Annotated in this window: 1 pseudogene; it reads left to right on the forward strand. The window is 39.0% G+C overall.

From position 1 onward, the window contains the following. Nucleotides 1-283: 283 nt before the first annotated feature. Nucleotides 284-433 (forward strand): annotated as a pseudogene (locus IQP38_RS22605) (RNA-binding protein); the annotation flags it as partial. Between the last annotated feature and the right edge of the window lie 98 nt (nt 434-531).

Below are 531 nucleotides of genomic sequence, written 5' to 3' on the forward strand. Positions count from 1 at the left end.
TCCGATTCTGAATACTTTTCCTCCGATGCCATTGTTGGCAAGGCAAGTATCAGCGAGAAAAAAATACCAATAAATAAGCGCATATAACGTCCTTTCACGAGAAGAGTACAGATAGACCATGCAACAATAGCAAATAGCACAAACGTTTAGCAAAGTTATTACAAAAGAAATAACAGTCGTCTTCGTAGAAGTCATATTCTTGTTGTTTTTCAGTTTGTTCCTGATGGTTATTTGTTGTGATATCTTTTATCCTCCTTGCGAATTTATGATTAATGGAGTGAGCATGGACGCGCGAGCTAAGGATTACTTAGAACAATTCCTAGAATTATTATCACCAGAACAAAGGGAAGCTGTACCATCAGTCAGTGCTGACTATTATTGTGCCGATGAATACAACGCGAATGTATGCGCAGATTTGGTTCGTATTGGACAGATGTATGGTACGCCCCGTTTTGCAAGTGAAAAATCCAAATAACGGCGTTGGTTTGCGCTAATGTATTCAGAGTCTAATTGGGACACTGATTAGTTAGC

The sequence above is a fragment of the Vibrio sp. OPT41 genome, assembly GCF_015163595.1.
GTDB classification, from domain to species: Bacteria; Pseudomonadota; Gammaproteobacteria; order Enterobacterales; family Vibrionaceae; genus Vibrio; species Vibrio alginolyticus.